Annotated in this window: 15 protein-coding genes; 1 reads left to right on the top strand and 14 read right to left on the bottom strand. The window is 36.2% G+C overall.

The genetic code is table 11. From position 1 onward, the window contains the following. Positions 1-259 precede the first annotated feature (259 nt). From CEF14_RS02770 to CEF14_RS02725, 11 genes are all read right to left on the bottom strand, one after another. On the bottom strand, positions 260-1,165 hold the full coding sequence (locus CEF14_RS02770; RefSeq protein ID WP_102691443.1) for a DMT family transporter: 906 nt from the start codon (positions 1,163-1,165) through the stop codon (positions 260-262). A gap of 205 nt (positions 1,166-1,370) precedes the next feature. Continuing rightward, positions 1,371-1,553 (bottom strand): hypothetical protein, encoded by a 183-nt coding sequence (locus CEF14_RS18800; protein ID WP_146013858.1) that lies wholly within the window; start codon positions 1,551-1,553, stop codon positions 1,371-1,373. Between the two features lie 361 nt (positions 1,554-1,914). After that, positions 1,915-2,994, bottom strand: coding sequence for a methylmalonyl Co-A mutase-associated GTPase MeaB (gene meaB, locus CEF14_RS02765; protein WP_102691442.1), 1,080 nt, complete (start codon positions 2,992-2,994; stop codon positions 1,915-1,917). Then, a complete protein-coding gene (scpA, locus tag CEF14_RS02760; RefSeq protein ID WP_102691441.1) occupies positions 2,994-5,141 on the bottom strand; it encodes a methylmalonyl-CoA mutase in 2,148 nt (715 codons plus the stop codon). Before scpA ends, meaB begins: the two co-directional genes overlap by 1 nt. After that, on the bottom strand, positions 5,138-6,799 hold the full coding sequence (locus CEF14_RS02755; protein ID WP_102691440.1) for a methylmalonyl-CoA mutase family protein: 1,662 nt from the start codon (positions 6,797-6,799) through the stop codon (positions 5,138-5,140). Before CEF14_RS02755 ends, scpA begins: the two co-directional genes overlap by 4 nt. 118 nt (positions 6,800-6,917) lie before the next feature. Further along, positions 6,918-8,183, bottom strand: coding sequence for a dihydrolipoamide acetyltransferase family protein (locus CEF14_RS02750; protein ID WP_102691439.1), 1,266 nt, complete (start codon positions 8,181-8,183; stop codon positions 6,918-6,920). 118 nt (positions 8,184-8,301) lie between these two features. Next, positions 8,302-9,285 carry an alpha-ketoacid dehydrogenase subunit beta gene (locus CEF14_RS02745; RefSeq protein WP_102691438.1) on the bottom strand — a complete coding sequence of 328 codons (984 nt, stop codon included), beginning with the start codon at positions 9,283-9,285 and terminating at the stop codon, positions 8,302-8,304. Between the two features lie 3 nt (positions 9,286-9,288). After that, positions 9,289-10,293 (bottom strand): thiamine pyrophosphate-dependent dehydrogenase E1 component subunit alpha, encoded by a 1,005-nt coding sequence (locus CEF14_RS02740; protein WP_102691437.1) that lies wholly within the window; start codon positions 10,291-10,293, stop codon positions 9,289-9,291. 14 nt (positions 10,294-10,307) lie between these two features. Further along, the gene (gene lpdA / locus CEF14_RS02735) at positions 10,308-11,735 is read right to left on the bottom strand and encodes a dihydrolipoyl dehydrogenase (RefSeq protein WP_102691436.1); all 1,428 of its coding nucleotides are present in this window, start codon (positions 11,733-11,735) and stop codon (positions 10,308-10,310) included. 375 nt (positions 11,736-12,110) lie between these two features. Continuing rightward, positions 12,111-13,205 carry a branched-chain amino acid dehydrogenase gene (gene bcd, locus CEF14_RS02730; RefSeq protein WP_102691435.1) on the bottom strand — a complete coding sequence of 365 codons (1,095 nt, stop codon included), beginning with the start codon at positions 13,203-13,205 and terminating at the stop codon, positions 12,111-12,113. Positions 13,206-13,379: 174 nt separating this feature from the next. After that, complete coding sequence (locus tag CEF14_RS02725) at positions 13,380-15,431, bottom strand: sigma-54 interaction domain-containing protein (RefSeq protein WP_102691434.1); 2,052 nt, start codon at positions 15,429-15,431, stop codon at positions 13,380-13,382. A 132-nt stretch (positions 15,432-15,563) separates the two neighbouring features. On the opposite strand from CEF14_RS02725, the gene CEF14_RS02720 reads away from it, so the two are divergent. Continuing rightward, on the top strand, positions 15,564-15,809 hold the full coding sequence (locus CEF14_RS02720) for a DUF2627 domain-containing protein (protein ID WP_102691433.1): 246 nt from the start codon (positions 15,564-15,566) through the stop codon (positions 15,807-15,809). 45 nt (positions 15,810-15,854) lie between these two features. Here CEF14_RS02720 and CEF14_RS02715 read toward each other — a convergent pair whose 3' ends face one another. The 3 genes from CEF14_RS02715 to CEF14_RS02705 form a co-directional block, all read right to left on the bottom strand. Further along, on the bottom strand, positions 15,855-16,586 hold the full coding sequence (locus CEF14_RS02715) for a glycerophosphodiester phosphodiesterase (RefSeq protein WP_102691432.1): 732 nt from the start codon (positions 16,584-16,586) through the stop codon (positions 15,855-15,857). After that, on the bottom strand, positions 16,579-18,150 hold the full coding sequence (locus CEF14_RS02710) for a FapA family protein (RefSeq protein WP_170061413.1): 1,572 nt from the start codon (positions 18,148-18,150) through the stop codon (positions 16,579-16,581). The genes CEF14_RS02715 and CEF14_RS02710 overlap by 8 nt, the downstream gene beginning before the upstream one ends. A 401-nt stretch (positions 18,151-18,551) precedes the next feature. Then, positions 18,552-19,982 (bottom strand): multicopper oxidase family protein, encoded by a 1,431-nt coding sequence (locus tag CEF14_RS02705; RefSeq protein ID WP_407690469.1) that lies wholly within the window; start codon positions 19,980-19,982, stop codon positions 18,552-18,554. Positions 19,983-20,097: the final 115 nt, after the last annotated feature.

Below are 20,097 nucleotides of genomic sequence, written 5' to 3'. Positions count from 1 at the left end.
TTAGTATGATGTGATATCCGTGGTTTTCGTGGTTCTTTCCGCGATATTCCCTGTGACATCTGCGATATTCGTGATTCTTTCCGCGGTTTTCGGACTCATATCCGCGATACTGAAAAAGAGAGTTAAGGTAACGAATGAATCTATAAAACCAAGCATAAACGCTCAAAAAGAAGAAAGGCAAGAAACATTGATTTATCAACATTTCTTGCCTTTTAAAATAAGTCTAATGGATTATCATATCTATAGATTCTTTAATGAATTATATGTTAACTTCGTTTTTTGTAATTTTTTCTTTCGGTTGATATTCTGAAACATAAATCGCGATTAGAATTAAGAAGGCGCCTACTAGCTCTACCCCTTGTATTAATTCGGCTAGGAATACAAATGCAAATAACGTTGCGAATAATGGCTCTGTTAGTTCTAACACTTGTACTTTAGTCGCTTCTAAATAAGTTAGTGCTTTTGTTGTGCAATAAAACCCTCCTATAGTTGGTAAAATAGCTAAAGAGATTAGAGAAGGTATTGTATTTAATTCTGGAACAGTTAATCCTTCTTGATAAAATGGAACAAATAAATAAATGATTCCAAATAACAAGAAGTACCAAATTAATGATAGTCCCCCATCTAGAGAAAACTTTTTCGTAAATACTAGAAATAACCCATATCCAACGCCTGCAATTGCTGCAAATATAGCACCTATTGAAATATTTCCTGAAATCCCTGTTGAAAATTCCATAACACATAAACCAACAATTAACAAAACAAGCCCAATATAATTAAATCGGTTCTTTTTTTCATTCAATAAAAAAGTACTAAATATAAAAGTTGTCAAAACAGAAGTCCCTAGCAATATAAATACAACAAGAGGAACTGTATCAAATTTATAAGCTGTCGTTTCAAAAAAGTATAATACAAAGATACCTAAGAAAGAACATAATGCCATATAAGGAATCTTTTTAAAAAGACTTAAAATTGTTTTTCGCATTTTTAAATTAAATAAAGCAAAAATAGTTAACACAATAAATGCAATGAAACATTTGTAAAAAGAGACTGCAGATGGGGTCAAATTACTAGAAAACAAGCCTTTACTTAATATACCGACAGTACCATTTAGTAATGCTGCACCCAATGCTAGTATAACTCCTATAATATATGTATTTTTCATATGAACTCCATTTCTGTTAGATTATCTATAATTGGAACAGATATATTTTATAAAAATTAAACCATATGTATTATTATACAATTTATAGTATAATATAACAATACAAATGTTGATTAACCAAAATTGGCTACAAGTATGAGTGAATGTGCTAAAACCAAAGAAATATACAACCATGATTATCATTGACAACTCGTTATCATTTTATCTAAACATTGCTAACAGAGAGGATACAGTATAAAACATTATACCAATGCCAATGAACAACAATATCATAATAATTGATCCCTATTTCAAACGGAAGATTACTATTCTCTACTAAATGTTCAATAATTGCTACGACCGTATCTTCTGAATTTCCAATCAGAATTTTCTTTTTAAATATACTCAAAAATCTTAGCGCCTCTAACATAAAAATCCAATTTTCTTAATTATTCTATCTCATTAGCTTTGTTCCTATAAGAACAAAGCATTCTCAGTTATATCAAAGATAGTTTTTCTATTAAAAGGAGGCATCCAACCTAATATTTCAGACAATCCAATCCTCACATTGATTCAAAAAGTAAATTCCCGCGATATTTGGTGGGATATCCGCGATTTTAGTGGTTCTTTCCGTGGTTTTGGCCCTTTTATCCGCGATTTCAGAAATTATATCCGCTTTCTTTGCAATTTATATCTTAATAATTGTTGCTCCCCTTGTTCAAAGTTGAGTCCGTTTACCTTTCCAACACAACAAAAAAGCTGAGTGAAAATCACTCAGCCTCTTTAGGAAATAACTGCTCTACACCTTGTGCAACAGTTAATTGTCCATGTAGTATTTGTTGTTCTAAGGTTTGTACAAGATTCTTTCTTTCGGGATTTCCGTAGAAGGAATCGATAAGATGATCGTGAATCATTGATTGGAACCAGTCGGTTGTTTGTTTGCTTCTTCGACTATCCCAGACCCCATTTTCAAGACCCTGTTTTCGGAATTCTAAAATTGTTTCGAGCACGTTGTCTAATCCTTTATTTTCGTACGAAGAGACAGGCATGGAACGTGTTGTCCAGCCTGGTGTTGCTGGTTGTAATAGGTGCAGAATTTGTTTGTATTCTGCAACTGTTTTTTTGGCATTGCGGACATTATCGCCATCTGCTTTATGCACGACGATTGTATCGGCAAGTTCCATGATCCCTTTTTTCATGCCTTGCAGCTCGTCACCAGCACCTGTTAGAACAAGTAACAAGAAGAAATCAACCATTCCACGTACAATTGTTTCACTTTGACCAACACCAACTGTTTCAATCAAAATGATATCGTAACCAGCTGCTTCACATAAAAGCATGGTTTCACGCGTTTTTTTATGAACGCCACCAAGTGTTCCGGCAGAAGGAGATGGACGGATGAAAGCATTCTTCTCACGAGATAGTTCTTCCATTCTTGTTTTATCCCCTAAAATACTACCACCCGTAACGGTAGAACTTGGATCAATGGCTAATACTGCTACTTTGTGACCTTGACTACATAACATTTTCCCAAAGGTTTCGATAAATGTACTCTTCCCTGCTCCAGGTACGCCAGTAATTCCAATTCGTATAGAATTACCTGTATATGGGAGGAGTTTTTTTAATAACTCCTGCCCCTCCACTTTATCTTCAATATTTGAGCTTTCCAGAAGTGTAATAGCTTTTGCCAGATGGAGACGAGAGCCTTCTCTCACTTCTTTCGCTAGTGTATCTAAGTCCTGCTTTTCTTTCTTTTTCTTGACAAACTTTTTTCGCTTTGTTGGTTCCATACCATCGTGAATCGCTTTAACACCTGGTTGTACAAAAAGCGCTGATTCTTTATCAGTCATTAAGCTTCCTCGTAGCCTAAATTTTTGTAAATGATTTCAAGCATTTTTTGTGATGCAATTGGCAATACAGTACCAGGTCCAAAGATTGCTGCTGCACCATTTTCATATAAGAAATCATAATCTTGCGCTGGAATTACCCCACCAACAATAACGATAATATCTTCACGACCTAATTTTTTCAGTTCTGCAACAAGTTCAGGAACTAATGTTTTGTGACCTGCAGCAAGTGAAGATACCCCAACTACGTGAACATCATTTTCGACAGCCATTTGAGCTGTTTCTTCAGGTGTCATAAATAATGGTGAGATATCGACGTCAAAGCCAAAGTCAGCGTATGCAGTCGCTACAACCTTAGCTCCACGGTCATGACCATCTTGACCCATTTTAGCGACAAGAATACGTGGACGACGACCTTCGTTTTCTAAGAACTCATCTGTCATTTGTTTAATTTCTTTAATCGCATCTTCATCTGAATAATTCGTAGCGTACACCCCACTAATTGAGCGAATAACCGCTTTATGACGTCCAGATACTACTTCAATCGCATCTGAAATTTCACCAAGAGTTGCACGTGCTCGAGCTGCATCAACAGCAACAGCAAGTAAGTTTTCTTCACCTGTTTCAGCTGCTTTTGTTAGACGAGCTAGGTGACGTTTCACTTCAGCGTCGTCTCGCTCTGCTTTCATTTTGTTAATACGGTCAATTTGAGATTGACGTACTAATGTATTATCGATATCTAAAATTTCGATTGGTTCTTCTTCTGTTAGACGATATTTGTTTACACCGATAATTGTTTCTGCTTTTGAGTCAATTTTTGCTTGGCGTTTTGCAGCAGCTTCTTCGACTTTCATTTTTGGAAGTCCTGTTTCAATGGCTTTAGCCATACCGCCTAGATCTTCGATTTCTTCGATTAATTTCCAAGCAGATTCAGTTAATTCATCTGTTAGTTTTTCAACATAGTATGAACCACCCCATGGATCGATGGTTTTGGTCATACCTGTTTCGTTTTGTAAGAATAATTGCGTATTACGTGCAATACGAGCAGAGAAATCAGTTGGAAGTGCAATCGCTTCATCAAGTGCATTCGTATGAAGGGATTGTGTATGTCCCATAGTTGCTGCGTTTGCTTCGACTAATGTACGAGTCACATTATTAAATGGATCTTGTTCGGTTAAAGACCATCCAGAAGTTTGTGAGTGTGTACGTAATGCTAATGTTTTTGGATTTGCTGGGTTAAATGTAGACATCATTTGTGCCCAAATTCGACGAGCAGCACGCATTTTTGCAATTTCCATATAGTAGTTCATACCAATTGCCCAGAAGAATGATAAACGTGGAGCAAATTTATCGATTTCAATACCAGCTTTTAATCCTGTACGAACGTATTCAAGACCATCTGCTAATGTATAGGCAAGTTCGATATCATTTGTTGCACCTGCTTCTTGAATATGGTAACCGGAAATAGAAATTGAGTTAAATTTCGGCATGAATTTTGAAGTATATTCAAAAATATCAGCGATAATTTTCATCGACATTTCTGGTGGATAAATATAAGTGTTACGAACCATATATTCTTTTAAAATATCGTTTTGGATTGTACCTGATAATTTATCAGGTGTCACGCCTTGTTCTTCTGCTGTCACAATATAGAATGCAAGTACTGGTAGAACCGCACCATTCATTGTCATGGATACAGACATTTGATCGAGTGGAATACCATCGAATAGAATTTTCGTATCTTCTACTGAGTCAATTGCCACACCGGCTTTACCAACATCTCCTGTTACACGAGGATGGTCAGAATCATAACCACGGTGTGTTGCAAGGTCAAATGCAACAGATAAACCTTTTTGGCCCATTGCAAGGTTTCGACGATAGAATGCATTGGATTCCTCAGCTGTTGAGAAACCTGCATATTGACGGATTGTCCAAGGACGACCTACATACATTGTTGGATAAGGTCCACGCGTATTTGGAGCAATACCAGCTACATCATTTAGATGTTTTAGGCCTTTGTAATCTTCTTTTGTATAAACGTTTTTCACTTCAATGTTCTCATTTGTATGGAATGTTTCAGTTGAAGTAGCTACTTGTTCTTGTTTTAATACATCTTCTATTGAAATCTCTGCAAAGTTTGGCTTGCTCATCGTTGAACCTCCTTCAAGGTATCTTGGATGCCTTGTAATTTCTCAATAATATTTTGACCAGCATAGACAAAACCATTTAATCCTTGGCTTTCCCACTCTTCATCAAACTTACCAGCTGCATCAAGGATTACATGTTCAGGTTTTGCAGCGAGTAATTCTAGGATAACTGCTTCTGTATCTTCATCGATTGCGCTAAATACTACATAATCAGCTGTAGTATTTGCTAACCATTCTTTTGCTTTTTCGATATCTGTAAATGGCTCTGTTACTTCAGCAGTAATACCTGCAGTTGCAAATACACCTTTTACAAAGTCTGTACGTGGTTTAATCTTTTTGAAAATACCATATGTTAAAATGGCAACTTGAACTGGTGACTTTTTGAATTCTTGTCGAAGATCTTCGAATGGTTTTGCAATTCGATTTACTTCATAGAATGATTCTGTAGGTACTTCTTCTTTCGCATTTGCAAAATCATTTGTACCAACTAAAACGGTTTTACGACGCTCTACGTCTTGGATACGTTTTGCCATCATTTCTTTAAGTTCTTTTTGAAGATTACCAGACGCAACATAAGCACTATATCCGCCAGCCTCTTCAATTTCGACAAATTTCGCCCAAGCTTCCTTCGCAAGGTCATGTGTTAATGATTCGATGTAATATGAACCACCAGCTGGATCCAATACTTTTGTGACATGAGATTCTTCTTTAATGACTAAAGAAACATTTCGTGCAATTCGAATTGATTGGTTCGTAGGTTTAGTTAGTACATCATGAGGATGTACTGTCACCACGTCCGCTCCACCTAAAACAGCAGAGAAAGCTTCATTGCCAGCACGTAAAAGATTTACATACACATCTAATTTTGAAAAACTACGCAAAGATGTTTCTGTAAAGATTTTGACAGGTTGAGGATTTTCCACACCATAGCCTAAAGCAAATGCTTTCCACAACACTCTAAATGCACGAAGTTTTGCAATTTCCATAAAGAATTTTGTATCTATTGAGAATGATACGAAGAATTGTTTTTCAAATTCTGCGAAGTCTTTATCACTTGCTAATTCACTAGCTTTTGCTAGTGCAATCGCCAATTCTTGAACAGCATTTGCACCTTGATAATGTGCATCTTGAATGTAAGCGTTTAACTTTCGAACATTCGGAAAATCAGGAATAGTCTGTGTTTCATTTGAAAGAATATAACCTGAAACTTCTCTATTTTCTATATAATCAAATACATTGATGACTGCTGGATCCATGACATGAATCGCGAATGGGTGTTTTTCAAGTAATGCAGCTAATTGTTTGAGTGCACGCTCAGTCCATTCAAAGTTGACTTTACCAACTGTAATATATTGGTTGCCACGTTCTATAGACTCTTCAGCTTGTGAGATCAATTCTTCGATAGAATCTGCAAATGCTTCTTGTGCAACACCAAATGTACCTTCCGTTTGCATCGCTCGAATAGTAGATACTTGTTCCTCTAATTTACCATCAACTTTTGCTAATAGGCTTTCTGCAGTATATAAAGGTTCTTGTATAATCCCTTCAATTGTTTTTGTGAATAATGATTCAAAAGGTTTCCCTTTTAATGCCTTAATCGATGCCTCTTTCCATTCATCATAAGAAGGCTTAGTGAATTCTACTTCTTTCATGTTTGTCATACGGACGCGATGACGCTTCCCCCCTTTAGTGATTCTATTCACTATTTTACACAACATTGTGACATCATAAAAGAAAAAAAAGTCTGAAAACCGTAATATAACGGTTTTCAGACCACTGTTAATAAATAGAAGTATTGTCTTTTGAGATATTTTCGAGAATTTCTTTCACGCGACCGAGAAATTTCCCGCTAATCAATCCATCTAAAATTCTATGATCAATTGATAAACAAATATTTACCATATCTCGTGCAGCGAACATTCCACCGTTCATAATAACAGGTCGTTTAACAATCGATTCAATTTGTAAAATGGCTGCTTGTGGGTAATTGATAATACCCATTGATTGAACTGAACCAAACGAACCTGTGTTATTGACAGTGAATGTCCCGCCCTGCATATCTTCTGATTTCAATTTGCCACTTCTAACTTTTGATGCTAATTCATGAATTTCTTTAGCAATTCCTTTAATAGATTTATCATCAGCATTATGAATTACTGGAACAAATAGAGCATCATCAGTTGCAACAGCTATAGACAAGTTTATCTCTTTTTTCTGGATAATTTTGTCGCCTTGCCATTGCGAATTCATCATTGGGAATTCTTTTAAGGCTTGTGAAACAGCTTTGACAAAGAAAGCAAAGTAAGTAAGGCTGTAGCCTTCTTTCTTTTTAAATTCGTCTTTGATGGAATCGCGATAGTTTACTAAATCAGTAACATCCACTTCCATCATCATCCATGCATGAGGTATTTCTTGTGTACTTGTCAGCATATTTTTGGCAATAGCTTTGCGTACGCCTGATACTGGAATTTCAATATCACCTGAACTTAATGACGTATATTCTTTTGCCTGTTTCACTTCAGTCACTGGTTGTTGTTTGATTTCCACTGCAGGTTTTTCATCTATTTGTGGAGTAACCTTTGGAATAGCTCCTGCTTCTATCATCTTTTGAATATCTTTTCTTGTAATCCGCCCAGAAGCACCACTTCCTTTGACTTGCGTTAAATCAATTTGATGCTCTGAGGCTAAACGAACAACCGCTGGAGAATATCTTGTTTTCATCGATTGATCTGTTGATTTTACTTGTTCTACAGAACTATTAGTTGCAGCTTTTTCAGGGGCCTTATTGGTTGAAGGAGTTGTTTCTTCAATTTCTATCGTACAAACAACTTCACCAACTTCAATCGTATCCCCTTCTTTTGCAATCAGTTCTCCTATAATTCCAGTGAAAGACGAAGGAAGTTCTGCCGTTACTTTATCTGTTTGAACTTCTGCTAAAGTATCATACTTTTTAACACGATCTCCTGGCTTAATCAGCCATTTATCAATTGTTCCTTCTGTTACACTTTCCCCTAACTGTGGCATTGTGATGTTTTGAGTTGCCATCTAAATGACCCCCTTTATCTTTTTGAAAATATCAGACTCTAGCTGCTAGCAGGATAAATAGCCGTTGCCACAGTGCGTGGCGCTCTTAGGCTATCTTCCTTAAAAAGCCGTTTCAGCACTAAAATTCTGCTAATTCACGCATTGCTTGCTCAACTTTTTCAGGATTAATCATGAAGAATTTTTCCATTGTTGGTGCATATGGCATCGCTGGTATATCTGGACCTGCAAGGCGTTTGATCGGTGCGTCTAGATCAAATAGAGCATGCTCAGCAATAATCGCAGAAACTTCGCTCATAACGCTACCTTCTTTGTTATCTTCCGTAACAAGTAAAACTTTTCCTGTTTTTTTCGCAGCTTCAATAATCGCTTCTTGATCAAGTGGATAGATGGTACGTAAATCTAAAATATGTGCAGAGATGCCATCTTTTTCAAGACGTTCTGCAGCTTGTAATGCAAAATGTACGCCTAAACCATACGTAATGACAGTAATATCATCACCTTCACGTTTAACATCTGCTTTCCCGATTTCGATTGTGTAATCTGTATCCGGAACTTCTCCTTTAATCAAACGATAGGCCCTTTTATGTTCAAAAAATAGTACCGGATCATCATCACGGATAGCCGCTTTTAACAATCCTTTTGCATCATAAGGTGTAGATGGAATCACTATTTTCAAACCGGGTTGGTTTGCAAATATTGCCTCAACTGATTGAGAATGATAGAGCGCCCCGTGTACACCACCACCAAAAGGTGCTCTGATAACCATCGGACAATTCCAGTCATTATTTGAACGATAACGGATTCTAGCAGCTTCAGAAATAATTTGGTTAATTGCAGGCATGATAAAATCTGCAAATTGCATTTCAGCAATTGGTCGCAAACCATACATAGCAGCACCAATTCCAACACCTACAATAGCCGATTCAGCTAAAGGTGTATCAATGACTCTTTCTTCTCCGAATTGCTCGTATAAACCTTGGGTTGCTTTGAAAACGCCCCCCTTACGTCCAACGTCCTCACCTAGAACAAAGACATTTTCATCTCTTTCCATTTCTTCTTTCATCGCTAATGTAATCGCATCGATATAAGATAAAATAGCCATTTGTTACACCTCCTCTTGTTCTGCATAGACATGTTTGAGTGCATATTCAGGTGCAGCATATGGAGCTTGTTCTGCATATTCAGTTGCTTCATCAATTTCTGCCATAATTTCTTCTTGTAGTTTTTCTTCAATTTCAGCTGTTAAGATATTTAGCTCTTTTAAATACGTTGAAAATCTTAATAGCGGGTCATGCGCTCTTCCTTCTGCCAAATCCTCTTCCGTACGGTACTGACGTTGGTCATCATCTGAAGAATGAGCCGTTAAACGATAGCAAACAGATTCAATCAAACTTGGGCCTTCACCGGCTCTTGCACGATCTGCAGCTTCTTTTACAACTTTGTATACTTCTATTGGATCATTACCATCTACTGTTACTCCAGGCATTCCATAGCCAATTGCACGATCTGATATTTTCTCACATGCAATTTGTTTGTTTAATGGAACAGAAATAGCATAACGGTTATTTTCGACCATAATGATTACTGGCAATTTATGAACACCAGCAAAATTGGCACCTTCATGGAAATCTCCTTGGTTAGAAGATCCCTCGCCAAGCGTTACAAAGGTTACAAAATCTTTCTTTTGCATCTTGCCCGCAAGCGCCACACCTACAGCATGTGGTACTTGTGTCGTAACTGGCGAAGAACCTGTTAATATATGGTTTTTCCTTTGACCAAAATGTCCTGGCATTTGTCTACCACCAGAGTTTGGGTCTTCTGCTTTTGCAAAAGCAGATAACATTAATTCTTTGGCAGTCATTCCAAAGTGTAATACTACACCCATATCTCTGTAATAAGGTGCGATATAATCTTGTTCACGATTTAGTGCAAAAGCTGCACCTACTTGAGCAGCTTCTTGGCCTTGGCAAGAAATCACAAATGGGATTTTACCTGCACGATTAAGAAGCCACATTCTTTCATCTAATCGACGTGCTAATAGCATTGTTCTATACATTTCAAGTACAACTTCATCTGATAAACCTAATGTAGCGTGTCTATTTTCAGTCATTTTCCATCTCTCCTTTACTGATGAATCGCTTTTCCTTCAACAGCTAGAGCTGCTTCTCCAATTACTTCTGATAAAGACGGATGTGGGTGAATATGGGAAGCAATCTCCCAAGGTGTCGCATCTACTAGCATTGCAAGACTAGCTTCAGAAATGAGTTCTGTGGCATGCGTACCAATAATATGCACACCAATAAGGTCTTCCGTTTTTTGATCTGCAATCATTTTGACAAAACCTTCTGTTTCACCGAAAACAAGGGCTTTGCCGATTGCAGCAAATGGGAATTTCCCTACTACTATTTCGATTCCTTGTTCTTTTGCTTGTTTTTCCGTTAAACCAATACTAGCAATCTCAGGGCTACCATAGATACAGCGAGCAATTTTATGAAGCTCTAAATTTTGTGGTTCAAAGCCTGCAATATGTTCAACTGCATGAATCCCTTCATGTGATGCTACATGTGCTAGTTGTAAGCCACCGATCACATCACCAATTGCATAGATATGTGATTCTTTTGTTTGGTAATGCTCATTTACTTCGATAAAACCTCGAACCACTTGAATATCAGTATTTTCCAATCCGATATTTTCTGTATTCGCCTGTCTTCCAACAGATAGTAATAGTTTTTCGGCTGCAAAAGTTTGTTGCTCGCCATCTATTTCAGCTGAAATTTCAATTCCACTATCTAACTTTTGTAGGGAAGTTGAAATTAGGTGAGCATTTGTCACAATTTTAATACCGCGTTTTTTGAATGATTTCGTCATTGCTTTTTGAATATCTTCATCCTCAGTCGGTAAAATAGCATTCGAATATTCCACAACAGTTACTTCTACACCAAAATCATGTAGCATCGATGCCCATTCAATTCCAATGACACCACCACCAACAATAATCATTGATTGTGGCAATTCATCCAGTGTCATTAAATCATCTGATGTTAAAATTCTATTGCCATCAGGTGTCAATCCATCTAAAAATCTAGGTCTAGAACCAGTAGCTATAATTACATTTTGAGGGATTAACATTTCATTTTCTCGATGGTCTTCAAACTCAACTGAAATAGTACCGGGCATTGGTGAAAAGATGGATGGACCTAGTATTCTTCCGTATCCTTCATAAACATCAATTTTCCCCTTTTTCATCAGAGCTTGAATTCCTTTATGCAATTGATCAACAATGCCATTTTTACGGTTTTGTGCCTGTTCGAAGTTTAATGAAATACCTTGCACATCAACACCGAATGCATGAGCTTGCTCTTTTGTTGTCCGATAAACTTCAGCACTGCGTAATAATGCTTTACTCGGTATACAACCTTTATGTAAACAAGTACCTCCTAGTTTACTTTGTTCCACAATGGCAGTAGAGAGGCCTAATTGTGCAGCTCTAATAGCAGCGACATATCCTCCTGGACCGCCACCTACTATGACAAGGTCATAATTCTTAGCCATAAGAACACGCTCCCATTTTTTATTTCCATATTATTTATATCACTTAACAGAATATATAAAACGTGATAGCTGTCACATTTCATGTATGACATTTGGATAAAAGTGACAGCCGTATTTTTTATTACCTGGTACTAAATTATAACATACTCTCGAAAAAAATCATCTTCTTTTGTTTCGCATTTACAGCCAGTAAGTTCTCCACATCTAAAGTGAGCAGAATACAATAAAGATAACTGCCAGTAATGGTCCAATTCTTCAGTCTAATAGAATGTTCCAGATTCGGTAGTTGCCATAGAACATAGCGGAATTAAACTGAGTCTTTGGTGGGGGTGAGTAATCCCAACAGATGGTAGTCTCTCTTTCCCTTATTCTATTTTAGCGATTTGATAGAATATGCTTTCCATTTTGCAAAAATGTATTTCTCGATTTCGAAATTCTTTCAATTCTTTCTTCTGCTAATCGATTGGCAGCTAAATAAGTTGGAATCCCATCTCTTTTCGAAATTTCAATAACTTTTGTAATACTATCATAAATTCCTTCAACTCTTTTCATAGCACGCTCGCGATTGTAACCATATAACTCATCCGCAACGTTAATAACACCACCTGCATTAATCACATAGTCAGGTGCATAGACAATCCCTAATTCATGTAACACCTGACCATGCTGTGATTCTTGCAACTGATTATTAGCAGAACCTGCTATGACTTTTGCTTTTAATTGTGGAATGGTTTGGTCATTGATAATTGCACCTAATGCACATGGTGCAAAAATATCAACGTCCTGTGCATAAATTTCTGTCGGATCAACAGCTGTTGCACCAAATTCTTCTACCACACGTTTCACTGCACCCTCATTGATATCCGTCACAATTAATTGTGCGCCATCATCATGTAAATATTTGCACAGAGTATAAGCAACGTTTCCTAGACCTTGTACTGCCACTTTCTTTCCTTCTAAGCAATCGCTTCCAAAAGCTTCTTTTGCTGCAGCTTTCATCCCAACATATACACCATATGCCGTTACAGGTGATGGGTTACCTGATGAACCAAATGCAGGTGAAATCCCCGTAACGTAATTTGTTTCTTCGTGGATCAAATCCATATCTGCTACTGTTGTACCAACGTCTTCAGCAGTAATGTATCGACCATTTAATCCTTGGATGAATCGTCCTAATGCACGGAACATTTCCTCGTTTTTATCCTTGAAGGGATCTCCCATAATAACCGTTTTTCCACCCCCAAGATTTAAACCCGCTGCTGCGTTTTTATAAGTCATACCACGCGCTAAACGTAAAGCATCCTCGATCGCAGCCTCTTCAGAAGCGTATGTCCACATACGAGTGCCCCCTAAAGCAGGACCCAATGTTGTATCGTGAATAGCGATTATTGCTTTCAATCCTGATGATTGATCTTGACAAATCACCACTTGTTCGTAATCGTATTTTTCCATGTATTTAAAGATTTCCATTTGTATATCCCCCTTTGAAGTTGTGAAATCATCACTTTCTCTGGTTGCTTTGAAACCCAGTCACTACTAATAAATGCAAGATGTATGCCAAATGAAAAAGCCTATCAATCATTAATGATAGGCTTTTAAATATATGCAACCACTTGCAATGTATGCAATTTTCTGCACGTCATTTTATGCAAGTTCGTATTTTTCTAATTTGTAATACAAATTTCTAATGGAGATATTGAGCATCTTTGCGGTTTTTGTTTTATTGTATTGGCAGCATTCTAAAGCTTGTTGAATAATTTGTTTTTCAAAATGACTAATCTGTTCTTCTAATGTACCCTCAACTTTCACAACATTCAATGTTCCTTTTGCATCTGTATTCTCTTGATTGGAAGGAATCTGTAAATAACGCTCATGTAATTCACTTTCATTGGTCGGCATATAAATCATTGCTCGTCCAATAATATTTTCTAGTTCACGTACATTTCCTGGCCAACGATAGGCCTTTAATTTTTGTAAAACAGTTGGCGTTATGCTTGTTACATTTCTTCCATATTCACGGTTTAATTTTGAAAGAAGACGTTCTGCAAGTTGAGGGATATCCTCTAAACGTTTTCGTAAAGGTGGTATATAGATTGGCATACGGTTCAGACGATAATAAAGATCTTCTCGAAAAGTATGATCGTGTAAAGCTTTCTCCATATTCACATTTGTTGCTGCAATAATTCTTACATCTATTGGAATTGGCTTTGATCCTCCTACTCGAACAATCTCTTGTTCCTGAAGAACTCGTAATAATTTTGCTTGTGTACTTAACGACAGCTCACCAATCTCATCTAAAAAAATACTGCCACCATTTGCCTCTTCAAATAGCCCTCGTTTCCCGCCTTTTTTTGCTCCCGTAAATGCCCCGTCTTCATAACCAAATAACTCACTTTCTAATAGATTCTCAGCGATAGCAGCACAATTCACGCGAATAAATTTTTCGTAATGGCGATTACTCTCACTATGAATGGCATGTGCAAAAAGTTCTTTTCCTGTGCCTGATTCACCTCTTAAAAAGACCGTTACAGGTGTTTTAGCTGCTAATTTTGCCTGTTCAATGGCTAAGGTCATTTCATCTGAATCTCCAATAATATCATCGAAAACGTATTTAGATTCTAATGTTCGGATAATGGTTTTGGCTTGATTTAATTCATTTGCTAGTCTGCGCATCTCGGTTACATCATGGATAACACCAACACTACCTTTTAGTTCATCCTCTACTAGAATAGGCGCAACATTAACAATTACTTCTCGCTTGTGCGGTCCAAGTCGCATATTCACGCCTCTTATCGGTTTTTTTGTTTCGATTACTTTTAAATGCATACTCTCCCCTTCAGAGATATCTGTTGTAGCTGGTTGTCCAATAATCTGTTCGGGCGTTAATCCTGTAATTCGTGTATATGCTGGATTTACTACGATTCCGCATCCTTTTTCATCAACAACAGAAATTGCATCATCACTTGATTGGATAATGGCTTCTAACATTGTTTTAATTTCTCTTAAATCTGTTATTTCTTCGGCTAATGCAACAACTTCCGTTATATCCTTAAAAATGGATAAGACCCCAATTTGATGAGAGTTTTCATCGATCATCGGAATCCGAGAGGTGACTAATTTTTTTCCTGAATCTAATAGCAGCTCTTGATTTATCTCGGCTATTCCTGTTTCAAGAACTCGTTCTACCCCTTGATCATGAATAACAGCTGAATAGTGTTTTCCGATTGCCTCTTCGTTAGAAATGCCCATCATTCGTTCGGCACTCTGATTAAAGAATGTAATGATTCCTTCTGGATTTACACTAATCATCCCTTCTTCAATAGAATTAAAAATAATTTGCTGTCGATGCGAAAAACTTTGGAGTTTTTGTATATAGTAGTCTTTTTCTTGTAAAAGACGAACAATAATTTCAGCAATTCCACCTGGTATTAGTATCGTATTTTTTGATAGTGAAGCTAAAAGTTCATCAAAAACACCACGATCCCCTGTTACATCGAACACCATATCAAGCGGTTCCTGCAAAAAATCACGCCAATTACTACCTGTCTTAATACCGGCTTTTCTTGCTTCGATTATGCCTGGAGCATCTTCCCTAATGTCAACTACTGCAATCGTTTGCAAAGTGGTTAAATGATCTAAAAGTTGTAGAATAGCTGTCCCACCAACACCTGCACCAACAATCATAATTCTATGCAATTTTTTTCACTTCCTATCTATGAAATGCAATTTGTTTCAAGGAATAATTGATATAATAGTAACCAATGTTTCCACTCTTGACAATCAATGCAATCCACGTAAAAATAAAGTAGATTAGAGGAGTGGACAAAAATGGGTCGTTTTATAGCTTTTGTTATATTGGCGATTCCTGCAATTATGGCTGCTGTTGGGATTAAATTAATGCGTGACACTTTTTTTGCGAAATTATTTGACCCAATTCCCTATCTATGGTTGCAATTTGTTATAGGAATTGCGTTATTTCTATTTGGTTTTATGTTTTTTGCAGGGTATTTATTGAATCGAGATCGTAAAAACGGTCGAGTCGCACCGAAATACACAAAGAAAAATGAAAATTAAAAAATTATTAAAAACGCAAGGATTGAAAATAGAATCCTTGCGTTTTTAATAGTCTTGTATTTTTTGTTGCACTTCCCGAACCATTTGGGGATAATCTGTAATCCAACCAATCACAGCTTGATGTGGCGATGTAATATATTTTTCGTTCCCATTAATATTATAGAAACGACACTTCTTCCCTTGACGCGCACATGCATCCAAATAGCGTTCTCTGTAATAGCGTGATTTATTGGCATGAATTGTATCAATAAACGTCAACTGATCTAATTGATCCCAATTGAGATATTTTGTTGCGATTAAAGCTGTTTCAATATTGGGGGCAAAACGTTTAGCTTTTTCCAATAACTCTGAATGGAATGATGAAAAGTGTAAATCGCGAATGTCCTTACATTTTTCGATTGTGGTCTTTAGCGCTTTCTCATTATCCAAAAAGGATTCCTTTAACTCCACATTAAGTGGTACAGGATGATTCTTGTGCCATGTTAATAATTCATCGAAAGTTAAAATTCTGGGTCCTTTAAATCTTCTCACAAATAGTTTACCGACTCTTAGCCGTTTAATTTCTTCTAATGATAAACTGGAAACTAGGCTATTCTTTCCGGTAAGCCGCCGAAGATTGAGATCATGAATGACGATTGGAATGTCATCCTTTGTTGTCTGGATATCAAGTTCAATTCCATCCGCCTTCATTTCAAGTGCTAGATCAAAAGCTTCAAGAGAATTTTCAATTGCATTCGCAGATGCACCACGATGCGCAAAAACAAGTGGTCTAGACATTTATTTCACCGTGTTCCAATTTAAATTTTCCGCAAGTAATATGATTTAATGTTGTCGACTTTTTCCCAATTTGAAGATAAGTTCCTGGATAAGCTTCTTTTGTAATTTCGATCATTTCATCCCCCGTATTTTTAATTTGCTGTACGATTTTATCGGCCTCCTGTTCAAGATACTTTAGCTCTGATTCTTTTTCAGCTAATTTTGCTATAGTTTCATCATATGATTTACGTTGTATTTCGTTCATCTGGTCTAGAAATGGTCGAAGTGGAAACACTTTTTCATCTAAATCAGCAATCTCCCTTTCTAGATTTATCATTTGCTCTCTTTTTTCTTTAATTCGTTTTGCACTTTCGATTCGATCAGGTACGACAATGATGAGTTCTGTTTTTCTTTCTAATCGATTCCCAGATGTAGCTGAGTGAATCGAATTTGTTGCTTCTATACGTCCCCCTATGATCTTACCATGCTGTTCATTGACATAGACATTTTGGGCTTTAATATCTGATCCCATTGCATAAGAGCTGATAAAAACATCCTTTAAAGCGATTAATGTGCTTTCATTTGTATGCTTTACATAGATGTTTCCACTTGCACGTACGATTGTTTCACCATTCCCAAAAATGCCACCTTTAATATAGACATCCCCACCAGTAGATTCAATTAACTTTGGACCCGTAACACCTTCTTTACCTTCTATTTGGATATCTCCAGTTGCGACAACTGAGTAACCGGGTAAGATACTTCCTTTTATAGTAATCGAACCATTAAATGTTAAGTTCCCTGTTTCTAAACCTACATCATCTTTAACCAGAAGATGTTTTTGTATCGAAAAAGTTTCATTTGTATAATCGAGGACACCACTATCATTTGCTCTCATGATGATCTTCCCATCTTCTTCTTGCGCATAAATGGAAGCAGTATCATAATTTAATGCAACATCCTCACCATCGATGGCTGGTATCTCTTCACCTAAAATATTTTTTCCTGGTACTCCAGGTTTTGCAGGAGTTTTCTCTCCTAACCAAGCATCCTTTTCAATTTCATAGATAAAATTCATATCTAAATAATCTGCACGTCCATCTTCTAAAATTTGAGGTTTTCTATCTGGAATTTTAATATATGTAATTTTCGCATCTTCACCTTTTTGTGCTGGCTGACCAGTAGCAATAAGTATTGGATTTCCCGACATCACAGCATCCATGGATATAGATATCACGCCAAATTGAATACCGGCTTTTTCCACAATTTCTTTTATTTGATTATTCATACTTTTTTCATCGTGAAAAAGAACTGTAGGATCTTCGTTAAGAAACATCGTTGCTTTCATACGATCCTTTGAAATTTCTATTTCAACAGGTGGTAACCAATTACCAATTTCAACTCTTTCGTCAGTACCTTTTTGTAATGCTGTTCTTAACGTAGCAAAGCTTGTTAATTTAACTCTCTTATTTTTTTGAAGAATGATATCGAAGTCTTTTAAAGAAAAACCTACTTTTTTCACTTCAATATACACAATGGATTGGTCTTCTGTTAATACAATGTAATCGTTCTCAAAAATTTGCAAAATACTCATCCTTCCAATCATTGTCTGTGTATTTTATCATCGTAAGATTTAGAGATTTATTTAGAAATATTCAATTAAAATACTTGTCGCTTGCAAAACACCCGATGATAATAGTCATAATTACTACGTTTCCATTAGAGACATTCTTTTACAATTAATTCTATATAAAAAAAGCGATATTGTAAAATACAATACACTAACAATTGCATTAAATATCCATTAAAGATTCATTAAAATGTTATAACCCTAAACTATTTCCAAGAATTTCGATATTTTAATATAGTAAATTATCTATTTGATAGTAACCATTAAAGTGATTGCTTTATGTAATAAATAAAAATAAGCTATTTTGAATATGAATACTCAAAATAGCTTATATCTTTGTATTTCTTTGTATATTTTTATTCTACTTTAATTTGTCCCATCATGCCATTGTCTTCATGTTCAAGAATATGGCAATGGAACATATAGATTCCTTTTTGTGTAAACTTAACAGCAATTTTTGCCTTTTGTCCAGGTTTTAACGAAATCGTATCTTTTAACCCTGATAAATTAGCTGGTGGCTCTTTACCATCTATTGATATAACTTGGAATTGTGTGCCATGAATGTGGAATGGGTGGTTCATTCCTCCCATTGCGTCATTTACATTTTCTATTTCCCAAACTTCTGTTTCATTTTGTTTTTGTGTAAAATCTATTCGATTTGGGTCAAACTTCTTATTATTAATGGTCACATTTTTCCCCATGCCAGCCAATTTGATTGTTTTTGTGACTTTTTTATTCTTCACTTCATCGGAAATTCTAAGGTGATTTAATGGTGTGATCATTTTATTAGATTTTTCGCTCGTTCCTTTTAAATGTATCGGCAAAATCGTTTTGTTTTCTTCATTTACTAGTGAAACTTCTTTTCCTGTCACTTTTGCTAAGTCTACAATCACTTCAGCTCTTTCTGCTGGTGCAACTTCAATCTCTTTTGTTTTAGTAGGCTCATTTAAAAAACCTCCATCACTTGCAATTTGTTGGAATTCCATATCATTATCAAAATGGAGTTTATAAGTTCTCATATTCGAACCATTTAAAATACGTAAACGTACTTTTTGACGTTCAACGGTTAGTTTTGGATCTACAACCCCATTAATTAAAAGAGTATCACCTGTCGTTCCATCTTCATTCAATACTTTGTCATAATCTAGTTGTTTGTCTTTTGTAAATGTTTTATCTTGCAGAATAATTGGAAAATCGTCTTGTCCATAGGATTTTGGAATATTCAATTTTTCACTTTCTTTATCGTCGATATAGAGCAATCCTGCTAAGCCCATAAATACTTGTTTTCCAGTTTCATGCATTGGATGTGGGTGAAACCAGAGTGTAGCTGCATCTTGCTTAACTGTAAAATGAATGGTTTCTGTTTCTCCTGGCTTTAACACTTTATGTGGTCCCCCGTCTTCGTTACCGGGAATTTCAAGTCCATGCCAATGAAAAGTTGTGTCTTCTTTTAAATCGTTTACTAAATGAATGGTGACATTCATTCCTTTTTCTACTCGAATAACTGGCCCTAAAAAATTCCCATTATAACCGTACGTTTTTGTTTTAATGCCATTAAATATTTCTGAAGTACCTTGTTGAGCTCGAATGGTATAAGAAATGGAATTGTTATTCTTTTGATCTGGTTTTAAAAGATGGGGAAACGTTAATTCATTTTTGCCAAGACTACTTTTTAATGCTGTCATTGATTGGTGGCCCATATTCATAGAGGAGTGATCCATACCACTCATATTCATAGATGATTGATTCATGCCATCCATATTCATAGAATGATTCATCCCATTCATTTTCTGATTAGAGGATGAATCTCCATTACTTTGACTACAAGCTCCAAGTAACCCAAGACTAACAAGAATACTCGCAATCGCTACTTTCTTCATATTTCTACACGTCCTTTCGCAA

The sequence above is a fragment of the Rummeliibacillus pycnus genome, assembly GCF_002884495.1.
Classification (GTDB): domain Bacteria; phylum Bacillota; class Bacilli; order Bacillales_A; family Planococcaceae; genus Rummeliibacillus; species Rummeliibacillus pycnus.
The sequence above is the reverse complement of the archived record's forward strand: the minus strand, read 5'-3'. Positions and strand labels throughout refer to the sequence as shown.

Excerpts from the sequence above, each read along its gene's own strand:
- CEF14_RS02705 (WP_407690469.1), bottom strand. The coding sequence starts at position 19,982 with ATGAATGGGATGAATCATTCTATGAATATGGATGGCATGAATCAATCA.
- CEF14_RS02770 (WP_102691443.1), bottom strand. The coding sequence starts at position 1,165 with ATGAAAAATACATATATTATAGGAGTTATACTAGCATTGGGTGCAGCA.
- CEF14_RS02755 (WP_102691440.1), bottom strand. The coding sequence starts at position 6,799 with ATGACAAACATGAAAGAAGTAGAATTCACTAAGCCTTCTTATGATGAA.
- CEF14_RS02745 (WP_102691438.1), bottom strand. The coding sequence starts at position 9,285 with ATGGCTATTTTATCTTATATCGATGCGATTACATTAGCGATGAAAGAA.
- bcd (WP_102691435.1), bottom strand. The coding sequence starts at position 13,205 with ATGGAAATCTTTAAATACATGGAAAAATACGATTACGAACAAGTGGTG.
- CEF14_RS02715 (WP_102691432.1), bottom strand. The coding sequence starts at position 16,586 with ATGTCTAGACCACTTGTTTTTGCGCATCGTGGTGCATCTGCGAATGCA.
- scpA (WP_102691441.1), bottom strand. The coding sequence starts at position 5,141 with ATGAGCAAGCCAAACTTTGCAGAGATTTCAATAGAAGATGTATTAAAA.
- CEF14_RS02750 (WP_102691439.1), bottom strand. The coding sequence starts at position 8,183 with ATGGCAACTCAAAACATCACAATGCCACAGTTAGGGGAAAGTGTAACA.
- CEF14_RS02740 (WP_102691437.1), bottom strand. The coding sequence starts at position 10,293 with ATGACTGAAAATAGACACGCTACATTAGGTTTATCAGATGAAGTTGTA.
- meaB (WP_102691442.1), bottom strand. The coding sequence starts at position 2,994 with ATGACTGATAAAGAATCAGCGCTTTTTGTACAACCAGGTGTTAAAGCG.
- lpdA (WP_102691436.1), bottom strand. The coding sequence starts at position 11,735 with ATGGCTAAGAATTATGACCTTGTCATAGTAGGTGGCGGTCCAGGAGGA.
- CEF14_RS02720 (WP_102691433.1), top strand. The coding sequence starts at position 15,564 with ATGGGTCGTTTTATAGCTTTTGTTATATTGGCGATTCCTGCAATTATG.